The organism is Acinetobacter sp. CAU_H_S170_2, assembly GCF_058890445.1.
This window is the reverse complement of sequence record NZ_JBZYAE010000001.1, coordinates 1,570,054-1,585,760: the sequence shown is the minus strand read 5'-3', so window position 1 is coordinate 1,585,760 and position 15,707 is coordinate 1,570,054. Positions and strand designations below refer to the sequence as shown.

14 protein-coding genes are annotated in these 15,707 nt (G+C 36.7%); 12 read left to right on the top strand and 2 right to left on the bottom strand.

Going from position 1 to position 15,707, the window contains the following annotated elements; genetic code table 11:
• Positions 1-17 precede the first annotated feature (17 nt).
• Complete coding sequence (locus AC5EUN_RS07735; RefSeq protein ID WP_493352234.1) at positions 18-1,541, bottom strand: TerC family protein; 1,524 nt, start codon at positions 1,539-1,541, stop codon at positions 18-20.
• Positions 1,542-1,870: 329 nt separating this feature from the next.
• On the opposite strand from AC5EUN_RS07735, the gene AC5EUN_RS07730 reads away from it, so the two are divergent.
• The 10 genes from AC5EUN_RS07730 to AC5EUN_RS07685 all read left to right on the top strand — a co-directional run bounded on the left by AC5EUN_RS07730 (position 1,871) and on the right by AC5EUN_RS07685 (position 11,992).
• A complete protein-coding gene (locus AC5EUN_RS07730) occupies positions 1,871-2,320 on the top strand; it encodes a hypothetical protein (protein ID WP_279692120.1) in 450 nt (149 codons plus the stop codon).
• 48 nt (positions 2,321-2,368) lie between these two features.
• Entirely contained in the window at positions 2,369-3,568 is a 1,200-nt protein-coding gene (locus AC5EUN_RS07725) for a TolC family protein (protein ID WP_279692118.1), read from the top strand.
• Between the two features lie 12 nt (positions 3,569-3,580).
• Positions 3,581-5,059, top strand: coding sequence for an efflux RND transporter periplasmic adaptor subunit (locus AC5EUN_RS07720; protein WP_279692116.1), 1,479 nt, complete (start codon positions 3,581-3,583; stop codon positions 5,057-5,059).
• Positions 5,060-5,071: 12 nt separating this feature from the next.
• Positions 5,072-8,203, top strand: a complete 3,132-nt coding sequence (locus AC5EUN_RS07715; protein ID WP_493352233.1) for an efflux RND transporter permease subunit — start codon at positions 5,072-5,074, stop codon at positions 8,201-8,203.
• Positions 8,204-8,214: 11 nt separating this feature from the next.
• Positions 8,215-8,586, top strand: coding sequence for a hypothetical protein (locus tag AC5EUN_RS07710; protein ID WP_493352232.1), 372 nt, complete (start codon positions 8,215-8,217; stop codon positions 8,584-8,586).
• Positions 8,587-8,591: 5 nt separating this feature from the next.
• Complete coding sequence (locus tag AC5EUN_RS07705) at positions 8,592-9,305, top strand: HupE/UreJ family protein (protein ID WP_039889605.1); 714 nt, start codon at positions 8,592-8,594, stop codon at positions 9,303-9,305.
• An 11-nt stretch (positions 9,306-9,316) separates the two neighbouring features.
• Positions 9,317-9,967 (top strand): hypothetical protein, encoded by a 651-nt coding sequence (locus tag AC5EUN_RS07700; protein ID WP_005399453.1) that lies wholly within the window; start codon positions 9,317-9,319, stop codon positions 9,965-9,967.
• 84 nt (positions 9,968-10,051) lie between these two features.
• Entirely contained in the window at positions 10,052-11,359 is a 1,308-nt protein-coding gene (locus tag AC5EUN_RS07695; protein WP_279692955.1) for an MFS transporter, read from the top strand.
• Positions 11,360-11,788 (top strand): YqaA family protein, encoded by a 429-nt coding sequence (locus AC5EUN_RS07690; protein ID WP_005399451.1) that lies wholly within the window; start codon positions 11,360-11,362, stop codon positions 11,786-11,788.
• 78 nt (positions 11,789-11,866) lie between these two features.
• Positions 11,867-11,992: a YHYH domain-containing protein gene (locus AC5EUN_RS07685; RefSeq protein WP_101598941.1), complete on the top strand. Its 126-nt coding sequence runs from the start codon at positions 11,867-11,869 to the stop codon at positions 11,990-11,992.
• 53 nt (positions 11,993-12,045) lie between these two features.
• Here AC5EUN_RS07685 and AC5EUN_RS07680 read toward each other — a convergent pair whose 3' ends face one another.
• A complete protein-coding gene (locus AC5EUN_RS07680; protein WP_126036488.1) occupies positions 12,046-12,312 on the bottom strand; it encodes a metal/formaldehyde-sensitive transcriptional repressor in 267 nt (88 codons plus the stop codon).
• 57 nt (positions 12,313-12,369) lie between these two features.
• Here AC5EUN_RS07680 and dmeF point away from each other — a divergent pair, with 57 nt between their 5' ends.
• Both dmeF and AC5EUN_RS07670 read left to right on the top strand, forming a co-directional pair.
• Positions 12,370-13,338, top strand: a complete 969-nt coding sequence (gene dmeF, locus AC5EUN_RS07675; protein ID WP_126036490.1) for a CDF family Co(II)/Ni(II) efflux transporter DmeF — start codon at positions 12,370-12,372, stop codon at positions 13,336-13,338.
• Positions 13,339-13,792: 454 nt separating this feature from the next.
• A complete protein-coding gene (locus tag AC5EUN_RS07670; RefSeq protein ID WP_493352231.1) occupies positions 13,793-15,673 on the top strand; it encodes a potassium transporter Kup in 1,881 nt (626 codons plus the stop codon).
• Positions 15,674-15,707 lie beyond the last annotated feature (34 nt).

The following is a 15,707-nucleotide window of genomic DNA, read 5'->3' as shown; positions in this document are numbered from 1 at the left end:
AGGGCTTTTTACTTTGATCACTTGATAGTGATTATGACTGTTTTAATATGATTGGCTTCTAGCTCTGTGACTTCAAAGTGTGCTCCTTGATAATCTAGAGTTGAACCAACTTCTACCACACCATTACATTTATCAAGAATCAGTCCTGCAACACTGATATAGCTAGCATCTTCTTCAAATAGATCTAATCCGGATACAAGCTCAAGTTGATACAAATCAAGCATGCCAGATGCTTTCCATCTGTTATCGTCCAGTTCGATTAAATCAAGTTGTTCATCAGCATCAGGGAACTCACCTGCAATTGCTTCAAACACATCCAAAGGGGAAATTAAGCCTTGTATGTTCCCAAACTCATCATTAACTAAGACTAATGAGCCTTTAGATGTTCTTAGAGTATTAATTGCATTAATAACTTTCATTTTTTCAAAAATGAAAATTGGACGATAGCGTTTAAGAAGCGTTTTAAGTTGTTCTTCATCATCTAGTACTTCTAATATTTCTTTAGCACGAACTACACTCAAGACCTTATCTAAGCTACCTCGACACACTGGGAACAAACTGTGTGGAACAGACAGTATCTGCTCACGAATCTTCTCAGGTGTTTCATTAATATTTATCCAAGAGATTTGACTGCGAGGAGTCATAATCGTTGCTACAGATCGTTCAGCCAGTGTTAATACACCACCAATCATGTAACGCTCTTCATCCGCAAATGCTTCTTGGGCTTCAGCATGATGGGCACTATCTGAGATAGTTTCCATTTTTCCACCCATCATTCTTAAAATTGAGTCTGCAGTACGATGGCGTAATGGAATTTTGGATTCGTGCTTTCTAGCATTACGCTGAGAGAACTGATTAAACGCTTCAATTAAGATCGCGACACCAATACCTGCATAAATATAGCCCTTAGGAATATGGAAACCAAAGCCTTCTGCTATCAAACTGATACCAATTAAGAGTAAGAAACTTAAACAAAGGATGATTACTGTTGGATGACGATTTACAAAACGAGTCAAAGGTTTAGAAGCAACTAACATAACAACCATAGCTACAATCATAGCTACCATCATCACATAAATATTATCAACCATCCCAATCGCAGTAATAACAGAATCAAGAGAGAAAACCGCATCCAATACTACGATTTGTGCAACAACTGCTGTGAAGCTTGCATACACAACATTCGTAGTCACTTGAACTTCAGTATGGCCTTCCATCCTTTCATGCAGCTCACTGACTGCTTTATAAAGCAGGAATAAACCACCAAGTAAAAGAATTAAATCACGTCCGGAGAATGTCCAATCAAAGATTGTAATCAGAGGTTTTGTTAAAGTGACTAACCAAGAAATTGCAAATAACAAGCCTAATCGCATTAAGAGTGCAAGGGAAAGTCCTATTAAACGGGCTTTATCACGTTGCTCTGGAGGAAGCTTATCGGCCAAAATAGTAATAAAGACCAGATTATCAATACCAAGAACAATTTCTAGAACGATCAGCGTTAATAAGCCAATCCAAATTCCAGGGTCTAACAAAAACTCCATCAGTTTGTACCTCTAATGAGTCTATTAGGAATTTTGCTTTTTCTTGAGTTGATACTCGGCGAAGGGTCCATAAAATTAACCTGTTCAATTTATCTAAAATTATTATGCATGATCTTTAAGTTTAGAGTTTAAATTTTTATAAGTAATCTAGAATGTGTATAGAAGTAAAAATGTGTTCTGAGTAAGAAGCAGGTCAAGCTATTAGGCAAAGTAAAAAATGCTTTCACTTTGTATAATCAATTGTTGTTTTACTGAAATTAATCAGTCAAAGATTTACATTTGAAACTCGATTCAGTATTCTTTCGCTAATCATTAAGTGATTCGATCATATGCTAGCTAATAAGTTATCAAAACTTATTCTCGTATTTGTCCTGTTTTTGTTTGCTATAACAACGACGGGGATTTATACGTGGGCGCCAGTTTTTGCTAAAAATATTGATCATCATCATGAATTGAATATTTTTGTTGAAGCTGAAGATTCAAGTCAATGGTCTTTGGTTCATCATGAAGATGACCAAAAATCGTCTATAGACGATACTAAAAATCATAATTGGAAAAGCTATGATGAACCACAGTTTCATCATTCAATAAAACCAGATCAAACCGAGAATCACTTTACGATTGATCCCATATTTATTTTAAGTTTTATTTTTCCTCTTATATTACTTTTTCTGGGGCTATTTGAAAGGCCAATTCGTGTATACGATTTTAGGAAAAGAATATTCTATTTATTTAATTCCTATACATTTACAAAAGATCTAATTGTTCTAAGAAATTGATTCACCTATACAAAAAATAATTTCCATTTTTTTTGTATAGGTGAAGTCATGTCTAAAAAATATCAGATATTCCTTGCCTGTGGTTTAGTAGCAACAGCGACTCAATTATTTGCAGAATCTAATTACGCACAGCTACAACAACAGGTAATTTTAAACGATTCAATTTTGAAGAGTTTACAAAAGTCTCAGCAAGCATATGAAATTAATCAAAAATATGCAGGTAGATTGTCTAATCCAACGTTTAATGTTGAATTAGATAATCTTGGTAATTCGGATTTGAAACAACTAGATGGACCAACAACAATGATTGGTCTATCGCAGGACATTCCTCTCAATAATAAACTTGCTTTACGTAAACAATTGGCGGGTTTTCAGGGCAATAGTAATCAATTTGAAATTGTTAAACGCCAAGCTGAACTAAAAGCCGATTTACGTTTATGTATGTCAAATTGGTATATAGCGTCAAAACGTGCAGAGATTTATTCCACTGAAAGTAAATTGAATGCACGCCAAGCGAATGTATTAAATGAGAAATTAAAATTTGGACGGGTGATTCCATCAGATGTGCAACTGAGTTCAGCTTTATCCTCTGAGGCTAAATTACGTCACCAAAATGAACTTAAAAAAGTTCAATTCCAAAAAAATCTCTGTGGAAAATTTATCACTGCACTTCCTGAAGCTGCAATTGAAGTTCCTTTGAGTATTAATTTTTCAGATAAAGTCAGTTTATCTGAGCAAGAAGCATCGATTAAAAAGCAATTAGCCCAAACGCAATTTGATCTCGCGAAAAAAGAGGCTGTACCAGACATCACATTTGGGGTGGGTGTACGTAACTATCAAGAAACCAGTGATAAAGTATTTTTGGTATCAACCTCTATTCCATTATCGGTTTTCAACCGTAATAAGGGAAACATTGCACTTGCCCAAGCAGAACAAACAAATGCTGAAGCACTTTCTGAATTGATCACGCGTAATTCTAAAATTGATCTAGAAAATAAAGCTATAGAAATCTCTAACTTGATTGATTCAATTAAACAATTTGATCAAACCGTTTTACCTGCGACCAAAGAAAGTTTACGTATCGCTGAAATGGCTTATCAAGCAGGGAAAATTTCATTGTTGGAATTTAACAGCATTAAACAGATATGGTTGGATAAACATCTTGCCCGTTTTGATTTGTGGTTGGCTTTGCAAAATCAAATTGCAGAAGTTGAACGAAATTATGTAACCAATTTAAATCAAGAATAAGGGTGAATGATGATGAACAAACCAACAAATAAAATTGTGGCTACAGGTGCAATAGCTTTACTGATCGTACTGTGTGCATTGGCTTGGTATAAAACAAGCAATAAATCACAAACTTCATCAGCACATGGGGAAGCGACTGAAGAGAAAGTTGCAGTCGCTGGTGATGAGAAAGGTCCACATGGGGGGCGTTTATATCGTGATGGCGATTTTTCAGCCGAAGTAAAAATCTTTGAAGAAGGAGTTGAGCCACACTTACGAGTGTATGGCTATTTCAAAGATAAACCATTAAAACCAAATGAAATTAATGCCAATATCTTTATTAAGCGTTTAGATGCAGAACAAACTATTACTTTTAAGCCTGAAAGTGATTACCTAATTGGTAATGAAATTGTTTATGAACCACATTCATTCTTGATGGTCATTAATGTTGATTATCAAGGTAAAAAACATAGTTGGAAGTGGGATACCAAAGAAGGCCGTGTCACCATGCTTGATAGCAGTATCAAAAGCAGTGGTTTGGAACTTCTTAAAGTTGAACCAATGATGTTTGAAAATGCACTGGAACTCAAAGGTGAGCTTAAGTTCCCTGATAATTTTGAAAGTTTTATCACACCAAAAGCGAGTGGGACTTTAATTAAAACGTATAGCACGATTGGTGACAAAGTGAGTCAAGGTGATCTTTTAGCGACAGTACAAAGCCAAGACCTCATCCGTTTAAATGCTGAGCGTTCTATAGCGATGGATACATTGCAATTTTCTCGCAAAAAGATGGAACAAGAACGTACATTATTCCAAAAAAGAGTTTCACCTGAAATTGATTATATTAACGCTCAACGCGAGTTTGAAGATGCGCAAATTCGTGCCAATGAGCTGAACAGCTTAATCCGTTCATATGGTGATTCTGGTAATGGTACGATTGAAGTCAGAGCGGCAATGTCGGGTACGATTCTACAGGTACTTGGTGCTGTTGGTTCCAATGTTACTCCTGCATCACCGCTATTCAAAATAGCCAATACCTCACAGTTGTTAGCCGTAGTCAATGTTCCTGCTGACAAACTAAATGAGATCAATCCAGACAATAAAGTAACTGTTAAGCCTCAAACTCAAACAGGCACAGAGGAAGCTTTAGGGCGTATCAAATACATCAGTGATGTGATTGATCCGAAAACACGAACTGCACAAGTCTTTATTGAAATCTCGAACCAATTCAAATGGCGCTCAGGGCAGTTAATTACGGCTCAAATATTTGAAAAGCAAACGATGAAGCAGATGGTTGTCCGTGAAGATGCCTTACAGACCTTCCGTGATTGGGATGTCGTATTTATTCGAGTGGGTAATGACTTTGAAGCACGTCCTCTAGAGTTAGGCGATAAATTTAATGGTTACGTTGAGGTTAAATCTGGCCTGAAAGCAGGACAAGTTTATGCAGCAGGTAACTCATATTTACTGAAAGCAGAGCTAGGTAAATCTGGCGCTACTCATGATCACTAAGGGGTAGCGATTATGTTTGATCAAATTGTAAAACTCTCGATTAAGAATCGTTGGCTGGTACTCATCATCTTCTTATTTGTCGGAGCATTTGGCGTTTATAACTATTTTAAACTGCCCATCGATGCTGTACCCGACATTACTAACGTACAAGTTCAAATTAACAGTGAAGCACAGGGTCTATCTCCACTGGAGATGGAGTCACAGGTCACTTACCCAATTGAAACGGCTTTGGCAGGGATTCCAAATCTAGACTACACACGTTCTGTATCAAGATATGGTTTGTCTCAGGTCACAGCTATTTTCAAGGAAGGCACGGACATTTATTTTGCTCGTCAAATTGTCAATGAGAAACTTCAAGGTGTTACTCCAAACCTTCCGAGTGGAATATCGACTTCAATGGGACCCGTTTCTACTGGTCTTGGCGAAATCTTTATGTACACGGTGGAAAATGCGAAAAATAATCAGAACCCACTTTCACCGACTGATCTCCGGACATTACAAGATTGGGTCATTAAGCCCCAGTTGCGGAATGTTGAAGGTGTAAATGAAATCAATACAATTGGTGGATATTTAAAGCAGTTTGTTGTACAGCCTGACTATGCTTACTTGCGCAGCATTGGACTAGATCAACAAGATGTTTTGGATGCCATTTCAAAGAACAGCATGAATAAAGGTTCAGGTTATATTGAGAAGAATGGCGAACAGTATTTAATTCGTTCTGATTCTCAAATTAGCTCTATTGAGCAAATTCAGAATATTCCGATCACCACAAGTAGTGGTTATATTTTACGACTTAAAGATGTTGCTAAAATTTCAATAGGTCACGAGCTGCGTACAGGAGCAGCAACCAAGGATGGTCAGGAAATTGTTCTTGGTACAGCCTTTATGTTGATTGGTGAAAACTCTCGAAATGTTGCACATGCAGTAGATCAAAAATTACAGCAAGTTCAAAAGTCTCTACCTGAAGGCGTTGAAGCGAAAGCTGTGTATAACCGTACTACATTGGTTGATGCCACCATTGAAACAGTGAAAAAGAATTTACTAGAAGGGGCCATTCTTGTCATTGTTGTTTTGTTTGTTTTTCTTGGGCATTTCCGTGCTGCGCTTATTACAGCGATGGTTATTCCTTTATCTATGCTCATGACCATTACAGGTATGGTGAATCAGAAAATCAGTGCAAACTTGATGAGCTTGGGGGCTTTAGACTTCGGGATTATTGTTGATGGTGCGGTTGTTATTGTGGAAGCTTCACTTGCTAAATTAGCTATGAAGCAAAAAGAGCTGGGACGAATACTGACGAGACAAGAGCGTTTTACGACTGTTTTTGAAGCGACTAAAGAATCAAGAAAAGCCATTCTGTATGGTCAACTTATTATTATTTTGGTGTATTTGCCAGTAATGACCTTAACAGGTGTTGAAGGCAAAATGTTTACCCCTATGGCTGCAACAGTGGTGATGGCATTGGTTGCAGCAATGATCCTGTCGGTAACATTTGTACCAGCAATGGTTGCTCTAGTTACCGCAGGTAAAATCAAAGATGAAGAATCTAAAATTATTCATTTTATTAAAAAGCTTTATAACCCAGTTTTAGATTGGTCGCTTAATCATCGCTATTTATTAGTTGTATTTGTTGCGGTGTTTTTTGTATTTAGTGCAAGCCTTTCAACACGTTTAGGCTCTGAATTTATCCCATCCTTGGATGAAGGTGATGTTGCACTACATGCTCTTCGTATTCCGGGTACATCTCTGACTCAAGCAATAGAAATGCAATATGCACTTGAGAAAGAAATTAAAAAGATTCCTGAAGTTCAAACCATCTTTGCCAAAGTAGGTACTGCGGAAATTGCAACCGACCCTGTTCCACCTAATGTGGCAGATAACTTCATCATGTTAAAACCGCGTAACGAATGGCCGAATCCTGATAAGGAAAAATCTGCTGTCGTTGCTGAAATTGAGCGTGTTTCTAAAGGTGTGTATGGAAATAACTACGAGTTTACTCAGCCAATTCAAATGCGTTTCAATGAGCTTATTTCAGGTGTTCGTACTGATGTTGCGGTCAAAATCTATGGGGATGATTTAGAGCAGCTATTGGAATTAGGTAATCGTGTTTCGGATGTGTTGGAAGAGGTAAATGGCACGGCTGATTTGAAAGTTGAACAGATGTCTGGTTTACCCATGGTATCCGTTGAACTCAAAAAAGACATGATCGCCAACTACGGTTTAGACGCTGAAGATGTACAGGAGCAGGTTTCAAGCCTAATTACAGGACAAACAGCAGGTAAGGTTTTTGAGGGTGACCGTAAGTTCGATATTGTGGTTCGTATGGATCAAAACTCAGTTACTGACTTAGAAAAAATCTATCAAATTCCTTTCAACTTACCTGATGGCTCAAGTGTACTGATGTCAGAATTAATTGAGTTGAAGAATATTCAAGGTCCAAACCAGATTTCTCGTGAGAATGGTAAACGTCGAATTGTAATCACAGCGAATGTACGCGGTACAGATATTGGAAGTTACATCGCGGAAGCTCAGTCAAAGTTAGATTCCGAATTTCAATTACCTGAAGGCTATTGGCTCACTTGGGGCGGTACATTTGAGCAAATGGAGTCTGCTACAAATAGGCTCTTAATTGTAGTTCCAATTGCTTTGATTCTAATTTTTGCCATGATCTATATGGCACTCGGTAATTTTAGAAATAGTGTGTTGGTATTTACAGGCGTTCCTTTTGCTTTAACAGGCGGTGTAATCGCATTAGCTTTGAGAGACATACCATTTTCAATATCTGCTGCGGTTGGCTTTATTGCACTATCAGGTGTAGCTGTATTGAATGGCTTAGTCCTTGTATCTGCGATTCAGCGCTTAACAAGCCAAGGAGAAGAGCTTGTTGAAGCAGTAAAGCATGGTGCACTAGAACGACTTAGACCTGTACTCATCACAGCATTGGTTGCCTCTTTAGGTTTCATTCCAATGGCATTTAATGTCGGGATTGGTTCTGAAGTACAACGACCTATTGCAACCGTGGTGATTGGTGGAATCATTTCCTCTACGTTGCTGACTTTGATTATCTTGCCGACACTTTATATTTGGTTTAACCAAAAACGTCGAAAGAAATCAGAAGATTTTGCTGAACAGCAAGAAGCCTAGAAGAACTTTTGATGACTAGCATGATGCGAGATAAAAAGTTTAAATTTTTTAGTGTGTGGCTAGCCTGCATCATCAGTCTTGCACTATGCCTGCATTTTAATGAGCATGTGACTGAAATAAGTCTTCAAGAGCATGACTATGTGGATGCAATTCACTCTCACCATCATGAAGTAAATCAGCAGTATTCACATAGTCATCAAGATAATCTTTATGAACATTTTGTTGGCTATGAAGCTATCAAAGCAATTGCAGTCATTTTACTTCTGTTAAGTATTCGGATTTTTGACCGAACTAAAAATTATATTTTTTTAATGGCAAGCCGTATTTTCAAACCACCAAAAACTTCAATGAGTTCTCAATTCATTATTTATTTTGGAGTTTGATTTATATGCAAATTATTGATTCACATTTTGTGAAGTTAAAAAACTACTTAAAGCTCTTTATTGCTCTAAGTATATTACTTGTTAGTCCTGCACTTTTTGCACATGGCGTAGCAGAAGGTGATAAGGGCTATATTCAAGAAATTTATGGTGTCCATGTGATTCCATTCATTTATTTGGGGGCCAAACACATGGTCACTGGATATGACCATTTATTATTTCTCGTTGGTATTATTTTCTTCTTATACCGTATGAAAGATATTGGTTTATATGTCAGCTTATTTGCCATTGGTCATTCAATTACCATGCTCATAGGTGTGTATTACAACATTTCAATGAATGCCTACATTATTGATGCAATCATTGGTTTTTCTATTGTTTATAAAGCTTTAGATAATTTAGGTGCTTATCAACGTTGGTTCGGTTTTCAGCCCAATACAAAAATTGCCACACTGATTTTTGGTTTGATTCATGGTTTTGGTTTAGCTGTGAAAATTCAAGAATATGAAGTGCCAGATGATGGTCTGCTTGCGAATTTGATCTCATTCAACATTGGTGTCGAATTAGGGCAATTCATGGCATTAGCTATCATTTTATTGCTGATGACGATGTGGAGAAAAACGCCTTATTTCTTCAAAACAGCATATCAAAGTAATGTCTTTTTAATGTTCTTTGGTTTTTTACTTGTTGGCTATCAACTTACCGGCTTCATTATTCAATAAGGATCTAAATTATGTATAACGCTGAAATTCCAAAAGATGTTGAACTACCATCTTCAAAAAAACTACTTAAATCAACGGCTATTGCAGCTGTAAGCGCTATCGTTGTTTTAGTGACCTGTGTGATGCCTGCTGAGTATGCGATTGACCCTACAGGGATTGGTAAAGTACTTGGATTAAGCAAAATGGGTGAGATCAAACAATCCTTAGCGGAAGAATCAGAAAATGGGATAGGAGAAGCTCAAGTGGCTTCAATTCCAAATCAAGTTAAACAGGAAACTGAAAATTTAAGTAGTGCATTACCATTGGGTTCATCTTCAAAAATGCCGATGCCTCCAATTGCCAAAGAAACAATTTCACTTGAGTTAAAACCAAATCAGGCAACGGAAGTGAAGCTAAGTATGCCTAAAGATGCGAGTGTAGCCTTTGATTGGAAGTCTTCAGGTGGTGGCTTAAACTACGACACACATGGTGATGCTGTAAATGCACCAAAAGGTTTCTATCATGGCTATGGTAAAGGGAAAAATGAAACTGCTCAACAGGGAACATTAACTGCTGCATTCGATGGTAAGCATGGCTGGTTCTGGCGCAATCGTACTGAAAATACAATCACTGTGACTCTAAATGTAGAAGGTCAATTTAGTGAAATGAAAAAAGTCTTTTAATTTTTAAAATTCCAGATGAGGTTTAGACCTCATTTGGAACCTGTTCTGCATAACAATTAGGTTCTAAATAAAGGAGTCCCTAAAATGCTAGAAGTATTAAAAAACACAACATATAGGCATTTGTTCTTAGCTCAAGTCATTGCTTTGATTGGTACGGGACTCATTACGATTGCGTTAGCTTTGCAGGCATATGATATTGCCAAGGGTGAAGCAGCTCAGGTACTTGGGATAGCGCTGGCAATCAAAATGATTGCATATATTGGTGTTGCACCTATTGCTTCAGCATTTGCGGAACGACTACCACGTAAAAAAGTTTTAGTAGTTTTAGATATCATTCGTGCTTTAACAGCATTATGTCTGCCTTTTGTCACTCAGATTTGGCAAATTTATGTCTTAATTTTTATTTTACAATCTGCATCTGCTGCCTTTACACCAACATTTCAAGCCATGATTCCTGACGTATTGCCTGAAGAAAAAGAATATACAAATGCGTTGTCACTTTCACGTTTAGCCTATGATTTAGAAAATATCATTAGCCCAATGTTGGCTGGATTTCTTCTGACCTATATTAGCTATCACAATTTGTTTTTAGGAACAGTAATTGGTTTTATTGGCTCAGCTCTATTTGTTGTCAGTGCAAAACTACCTATTGCTAAAGTACCTGAGTTTAAAGGTATCTACAGCCGTATAAAGCAAGGGACAAAAATTTATTTTAATACACCGCGTCTAAAAGCACTTTTGGCACTAAATCTGGCAATTGCATCAGCCAGTGCAGTCGTTATCGTAAATACAGTCGTTCTTGTTCAAACGACCTTTGGCTTGACGGAAAAAGCGACGACATGGGCATTTGGTTTATTTGGTTTGGGTTCAATGTTGGCAGCCTTCATATTGCCTATAGTCTTAGAAAAGTTAAATGATCGCTCTGTCATGTTAACTGGTACGGCAATTTTGGTAGCTGGCCTGTTCTGCGGATATTTAATATCTTCTTATAGAGGGCTTTTAGTTTTGTGGTTTATTTTAGGGATAGGATATTCTGTATCACAAACGCCTACAGGTCGTTTAATACGTAAATCTGCATCGAGTGAAAATAGGACTTCATTGTTCGCTGCCCAATTTGCATTTTCTCATGCTTGTTGGCTGATTACTTATCCATTGGTAGGATGGTTAAGTACTAATGTGGGAACATTATTTACTTTTGTCCCTATGGCAATCATAGCTTTAATCGCAATGTCTTTTGCTTTTTTCATTTGGCCAAAACAGGATGACTTGATTTTAGTTCATTCACATGATGATTTACCTGCGGATCATGAGCACTTAGTGAATCACAAGCATGGTAAAAGGCATGAACATGAATATGTGATTGATGAATATCATCAGAAATGGCCTAAATAGATGATTGCTTATCTATTCTTGTTTTTGAGTGCCTTTGGAGCGGCTACGCTACTTCCTTTACAGTCTGAATCTGTTCTAGCAGGATTATTGGTACTCGGTGAATATTCTATTGTTTTACTAATCCTAGTAGCTACAGTGGGAAATGTCCTTGGTTCTTGTCTAAATTGGTGGTTTGGTATGAAACTGGAACTTTTAAAGAATAAAAAGTGGTTTCCTATTTCAGAAAGCAAATTACTACGAGCCCAAAATTTATATATGCAATACGGATCAGCAATATTATTTCTAAGTTGGGTTCCGATCATTGGCGATCCTATTACCTTAGTCAGTGGTGTATTAAAAGAGAAGTTCATTAAATTTTTATCAATTGTTATTTGTGCAAAATTATTAAGATATATTTTTATTTATTTGCTTTATCTTGGTATTTTTTAAGTAAATTTTGAACATTTTGTTTAAATAATGTACAGTTTAACTTCTTTATATCTTGAATATTAATTTAAAGAGGGTGTTATGAGCAAAATTTTATTTTTTTCTTTATTGATACTTACAGTGACAAATGTAAATGCCCATTCAGGCGGTACAAATTCACAGGGTTGCCATACCAATAGCAAAACAGGTGATCATCACTGTCATTAACAAAGAGTGAGTTGAGCACAGTTTTTAAGTGATATAACAAACTGTGCTCTTTTTTATGTATAACGTTTAATTAGGGCTAAGAAGTCATTCAAATCTTCTTCATTTATTTTTTCTAAATCACTAAGTACATGCTCTCTAAGATGAAGCTCAATTAGTTCATTCATTAAACCTGTTATTGCTCCTTTTATGGCGGCAATTTGTTGTAGAACTTCGATACAAGAAATATTTTCAGATAATAAGTTCTGCTCTATGGCATTGGTTTGACCTTGTATCCGTTTTATACGGTTCATGATTTTTTTGTTTTGATTTAAGTGAGACATAGCTTTTACTCATAAAAAATATATACTGTGGGGGAGTATCTATTGTGGCACATTCAAATGCAATATTTAAGTAATGTAAAAAGTAACCATACCCATCAATTTGATGAGGGGAATCCTTTAGCACAAAAGAAAATTTTGATAGCAACCATTTTAACTGGCGTGATGATGGTCTTTGAAATTTTTGGGGGATGGTTTTTTAATTCAATGGCTTTGTTAGCAGATGGGTGGCATATGAGTTCACATATGCTGGCGTTAGGCTTAGCATATTTTGCGTATAGAATGGCTCGGAAATATTCACAAGATCAGCGTTTTTGCTTTGGCACTTGGAAAATTGAAATTTTAGCCGGTTACTCAAGCGCTATTCTATTGATGGTCGTTGCTGTATTTATGGGGATTCAGTCTGTTGAGCGTTTAATGAATCCAGTTAATATTCACTACAATGAAGCAATTTCAATTGCTGTAATTGGATTGATTGTAAATTTCGTATGTGCATGGTTGCTGCATGACAGTAGTCATCACCATCATCACGGTCATAAGCATGACCACCATCATCATGACCATGCTCACAATCATGATAATCATGACTTAAATCAAAAGGCTGCTTTTTTACATGTTGTGGCTGATGCAGTGACTTCTATATTGGCAATTATTGCATTGTTTGCCGGTAAGTTTTTTGGTTGGGACTTTCTGGATGCTGTATTGGGTATTGTAGGTGCCATCTTGGTCGCACACTGGTCTTGGGGATTAATTCGTGAAACAGGTAAAACCTTACTTGATGCTGAAATGGAACATCCTGTAGTTGGTGAAATTATTGAAGTCATTGAAGAATTAGATGCGCAGGCTGTTATTACTGATATTCATGTTTGGAAGGTAGGAAAAGGTAAATTTTCTTGTATTCTTTCATTAGATTCTGATAGCAATAAGCTGACAGCCGATAGTGTCAGAAAAGGGCTCTCTATACACGAAGAAATCGTTCATGTTTCCGTAGAGATAAATCGAATAACTCAGTTTCAAGTTGCTATATAACCTACTCAAATTAAGCAGGTCAAACAACCTGCTTAATTTTTATTACGAGAAACTTATTTATATGAATTGTTCAAAATTTATTTCAATACCTTATTACCTGAAAGCACTGTTAGCATTACATCTCGCAGCTTCATTAACGAGAGTCATAAAGCTAATTCAATCGAGGTTCTGTTTGGATGAACATGCAATGACTGGGCTGCGAATAAGAAAGTCGGTATTCTGTTCATCATTTTTAGATATTTTGTTTGAGGGAAGTTATTTCTACGCTAATTCAAATGGCTGATGTTCTAGAATATATAAAGAGAGAAGTAATAATTAGTTGAATTTTCCTTTATTTTACAATTAATTGTAAAAACAATAATAAGTGAGGAAATTATGGTTTTTTAGTCTAAAGAGTAAATGTTGTTATTGTAGTGCTAGTATCGATACAATTTTTATCATGTGATTTTACTATATGCAAAATCAGGTAGCCGAAAAGGCTGGTGTCCCCATATTAACGTTAGCTGCATTAGGTGTGGTTTTTGGAGATATTGGTACGAGCCCACTTTATGCGTTAAAAGAAAGCTTCCATGCAACACATGGTATGCCTATCAATGAAATTAATATTTTGGGAATTCTCTCTTTAATATTTTGGACTATTACCCTGATTGTCTCGCTTAAATATGTCATGGTGATCATGCGAGCCGATAATAATGGTGAGGGGGGAATCATGGCATTGTTAGCTTTGAATCTTCGTCAAAAGGGGCTCTCGAATAGAACAAAAATAATTATTACTACTTTAGGATTTATTGGAGCATCTTTATTTTTTGGGGATGGAATCATCACCCCTGCAATGTCAGTGTTATCTGCGGTTGAGGGTTTGTCTATTGCTACACCTACACTTGCAAAATACATTGTCCCTATCAGTATCGGAATTTTAACAGCTTTGTTTTTAGTACAAAGGCATGGCACGGCTATAATGGGGAAGTTTTTCGGTCCTATCACTTTATTGTGGTTTTTAGCCATCGGTGGATTAGGGGGGATGAGTATTATTCAAAGCCCTTCAATTTTGGCCTTTTTGAGCCCGCATTGGGGAATTTCTTTTATCCTCACTAACCCGCTAATTTCTTTTTTTGTGATGGGGGCTGTGGTATTGACCGTGACAGGCGGTGAGGCCCTTTATGCTGACATGGGACATTTTGGTGTTGCACCAATTCGGTTCGGTTGGTTCCTTATCGTACTGCCTTGTTTAATTCTGAATTATGCAGGACAAGGTGCTCTATTACTTCGAGATCCTACTGCTATTTCTAATCCATTTTATTTATTAGTTCCGTCATTGTTACTCTATCCAATGATTGTACTTGCTACTGCTGCCGCGGTTATCGCATCACAAGCATTAATCAGTGGTGTATTTTCAATGGCAAAACAAGCAATCCAGTTAGGGTATTTACCTCGTTTAACGATACAGCATACTTCTGAATCAGAAATGGGCCAAATTTATATTCCTTTTTTAAATTGGCTTTTATTTATTTCTATTATTGCAGTTGTTCTATTGTTTAAAAGTAGTAGCAATTTAGCAGGAGCCTATGGTCTAGCTGTTACTGTGACTATGTTCTGTGACACTCTTCTGGTTGGGTTTTTAGCTTATAGTTATTGGAAATGGAAGACTTGGAAACTTATTCTATTTATTGTTCCATTCGTTGTAATTGATTTGGTACTCCTAAGTTCAAACCTATTAAAATTCTTTATTGGTGGGTGGATGCCTGTAGTGGTTGCCCTTATTGTTTTCACATTAATGATGATCTGGAAGAGAGGTAGGGGGGAGCTTCAGGCAAAACTTCAGAGCGATACACTACCTTTAGATATGTTCATTCAACATGTAGATGATTCGGTTAATAAAGTTACTGGAACTGCCGTCTTCCTCACGGGTACACCAAATGTTGTTCCCCATGCACTTTTGCATAATTTAAAGCACAATAAAATTCTGCATGAACGAAATGTATTGGTTACAGTTGATGTCCAAGATATACCGTATGTTTCTAAGGATGATAGGTTTCTTGTTGAACAGTTAGAGCTAAACTTCTTTCGGATTAAATTGAATTATGGTTTTAAAGAACAACCCAATTTACCTATAGAGCTTGAAGCTGTTTTTGATGCTTATCATATTGAATTTAATCTAATGGAAATCAGCATCTTCGTTTCACGTGAACGAATTATTTCTAAACAGAATAAGCTCTTAGATAAATGGAGAGAACAAATATTTTCGAGTATGCATAAGAATACTAGTCCTATCAGTGATTTTTACCAGATTCCATCGAATCGTGTGGTAGAGATCGGTAGTCAAATAGAAATATAAAGATATAAAAAACAGTCGAAGCTTATACTTCGAC

Excerpts from the sequence above, each read along its gene's own strand:
- AC5EUN_RS07690 (WP_005399451.1), top strand. The coding sequence starts at position 11,360 with ATGATTGCTTATCTATTCTTGTTTTTGAGTGCCTTTGGAGCGGCTACG.
- AC5EUN_RS07715 (WP_493352233.1), top strand. The coding sequence starts at position 5,072 with ATGTTTGATCAAATTGTAAAACTCTCGATTAAGAATCGTTGGCTGGTA.
- AC5EUN_RS07700 (WP_005399453.1), top strand. The coding sequence starts at position 9,317 with ATGTATAACGCTGAAATTCCAAAAGATGTTGAACTACCATCTTCAAAA.
- AC5EUN_RS07735 (WP_493352234.1), bottom strand. The coding sequence starts at position 1,541 with ATGGAGTTTTTGTTAGACCCTGGAATTTGGATTGGCTTATTAACGCTG.
- AC5EUN_RS07705 (WP_039889605.1), top strand. The coding sequence starts at position 8,592 with ATGCAAATTATTGATTCACATTTTGTGAAGTTAAAAAACTACTTAAAG.
- AC5EUN_RS07685 (WP_101598941.1), top strand. The coding sequence starts at position 11,867 with ATGAGCAAAATTTTATTTTTTTCTTTATTGATACTTACAGTGACAAAT.
- AC5EUN_RS07680 (WP_126036488.1), bottom strand. The coding sequence starts at position 12,312 with ATGTCTCACTTAAATCAAAACAAAAAAATCATGAACCGTATAAAACGG.
- AC5EUN_RS07725 (WP_279692118.1), top strand. The coding sequence starts at position 2,369 with ATGTCTAAAAAATATCAGATATTCCTTGCCTGTGGTTTAGTAGCAACA.
- AC5EUN_RS07730 (WP_279692120.1), top strand. The coding sequence starts at position 1,871 with ATGCTAGCTAATAAGTTATCAAAACTTATTCTCGTATTTGTCCTGTTT.
- dmeF (WP_126036490.1), top strand. The coding sequence starts at position 12,370 with ATGCAATATTTAAGTAATGTAAAAAGTAACCATACCCATCAATTTGAT.
- AC5EUN_RS07720 (WP_279692116.1), top strand. The coding sequence starts at position 3,581 with ATGAACAAACCAACAAATAAAATTGTGGCTACAGGTGCAATAGCTTTA.
- AC5EUN_RS07670 (WP_493352231.1), top strand. The coding sequence starts at position 13,793 with ATGCAAAATCAGGTAGCCGAAAAGGCTGGTGTCCCCATATTAACGTTA.
- AC5EUN_RS07695 (WP_279692955.1), top strand. The coding sequence starts at position 10,052 with ATGCTAGAAGTATTAAAAAACACAACATATAGGCATTTGTTCTTAGCT.
- AC5EUN_RS07710 (WP_493352232.1), top strand. The coding sequence starts at position 8,215 with ATGACTAGCATGATGCGAGATAAAAAGTTTAAATTTTTTAGTGTGTGG.